At 35.4% G+C, this 1901-nt stretch carries 2 protein-coding genes and 1 pseudogene; all 3 read right to left on the minus strand.

Going from position 1 to position 1901, the window contains the following annotated elements; genetic code table 11:
* Positions 1-7: 7 nt before the first annotated feature.
* Positions 8-609 (minus strand): annotated as a pseudogene (locus AB3X49_RS22240) (nitroreductase family protein).
* A gap of 73 nt (positions 610-682) precedes the next feature.
* A complete protein-coding gene (locus AB3X49_RS22245; protein ID WP_002064866.1) occupies positions 683-1333 on the minus strand; it encodes a DsbA family oxidoreductase in 651 nt (216 codons plus the stop codon).
* A 103-nt stretch (positions 1334-1436) separates the two neighbouring features.
* Positions 1437-1868, minus strand: a complete 432-nt coding sequence (locus tag AB3X49_RS22250) for an Rrf2 family transcriptional regulator (RefSeq protein ID WP_002186124.1) — start codon at positions 1866-1868, stop codon at positions 1437-1439.
* Positions 1869-1901 lie beyond the last annotated feature (33 nt).

Genomic DNA, 1901 nt, shown 5'->3' on the forward strand with positions numbered 1-1901 from the left:
GTATTTTTTAATAAAATTTCACTACATCTTCAGTAGGTAAGAATGTTCTTTCCCCTGGTTGTTCATTTGGCTCACCAAATGGCATTTGTCCTACTAAGCTCCACTCTGCTGGAATGTTCCAAGTTGCTTTCACTTCAGCATCTACGATTGGATTGTAATGTTGTAATGACGCTCCAATTCCTTCAGCCGATAATAGCATCCATACAGTATGTTGTAGCATTGCATTTCCTTGATGAGACCAGAATGGGAACTGATCTTTATACAATGGTGCATTTTCTTGCATTTTTTCTACTGTTGCTTGATCTTCAAAGAATAGAACTGTTCCTACACCTGCATGGAAGCCTTTTAGTCTTTCTACTGTTGCTTCAAAATTTTCTGCTGGCACGCGTGATCTAAGCGTTTCTTTTACGATATCCCAAAACTTTTCATGCTCTCCATCCATTATACAACCATACGGCCACTTTGCATATTGAAAGAAGTTGGTGCGTGTAAAGCTGTTTTTAAAACTTCTTCAATTCTTTCTTTTGTAATTGTAGCGTTTTTTGTTACTTTACGAATTGAACGACGGTTCACGATTGCTTCTTTTAAATTTGTTGTAGTTGCTGACATTTTAATTCCTCCAAATATATGTTTTATTATTTTTATTTAAACAAATCAACTTGAGTCTTTCATGCAAGACGAATTAGCAATATCCATCCGTCTTACATTGCATACCTTCAAATGAATTTGTTTTATCCTTTTCGATTTCTTTATCAATTACTCTTTCTAGCGTTTCTTTACTAGCAAGTCCTTGAATGACTTCATCTCCAATCATGACAGTTGGAACAGCCATAATATTTGCTTCATCATATGCATGCTGAATTGCTTCTTGATGTTTTTCTTTATATTTACGATTTACTAAAGCATCTTTAAATTCAGCTTCAGGAAGCCCTACTTCTACCGCTAATTTCGTTAATACATCAATATCTTCAATGTTTTGCTCTTCTTGGAAAAACGCAGTAAATACTCGGTGATGATACTCATTTCCAAGTCCACGCTCTTTCGCGAATTGGCACCCTTCAAAAGCTAAATGTGTATATGGATGCGGAGAAACGCGTGGCAGACGCATTTCAACCCCTAATTTTTTTGCAGTAGGAAGAATGAAAGAATCCCATGAACCTAACTTATCTGGCTCGTTCCAAGGATCTATTTTAGAATATGGACTTGGACGCAATTCAAATGGCATCCATTCGATTTCTACATCTTTCTCTTTCGCTACTTCATCTAATGGGCCTTTTGCTAAAAAGCAAAACGGGCATATAAAATCTGAGTATACTTTCATTTTTACAGTCATATCTTTTACACCTTACCTTCTTTTTATTTTTAGATGTAACCAAAACAGTTACAATTTTAAGAAAAAAATATGCATTCTCTTTTAGAGACTTGCAATTATCATATTATGCTTTCATTTTTTGTTGTAAAGATTCAAATAACTGCCCCATCGTAATATTTCTCAACACTTCTTCCATCGCAGATTGCGCCTGAACTAAAATAACCTCTAAAACAGCTTGAATATTCGCCCCAATTGGACAGTCTGGATTCGGTTTTTCATGAATGTGAAATAGTTTGTCTTCTTCCACTACATTCACTGCATGATACACATCTAATAATGTGATTTCATGTAAATCCTTTAATAATCCCGCGCCACCTGGTCCGCGATTTACGTAAACAAATCCAGATTGTTTCAAGTAAGACATTATTTTACGAATGACTACCGGATTTGTATTTACACTCTCGGCCATATAGTCTGAAGTGCAAACTGAAGATGGATTGTTTTTCAAAATAGATAAAATATGAACAGCTATAGAAAAGCGGCTACTAATTTTCATCGTGATCACCACCTCGGTGTAATCATTATAGTT

It is taken from the genome of Bacillus sp. C30, assembly GCF_040838255.1.
Lineage (GTDB): Bacteria > Bacillota > Bacilli > Bacillales > Bacillaceae_G > Bacillus_A > Bacillus_A mycoides.

Bases quoted from the DNA above. Each gene is read 5' to 3' on its own strand.
- AB3X49_RS22245 (WP_002064866.1), bottom strand. From the start codon at position 1,333: ATGACTGTAAAAATGAAAGTATACTCAGATTTTATATGCCCGTTTTGC.
- AB3X49_RS22250 (WP_002186124.1), bottom strand. From the start codon at position 1,868: ATGAAAATTAGTAGCCGCTTTTCTATAGCTGTTCATATTTTATCTATT.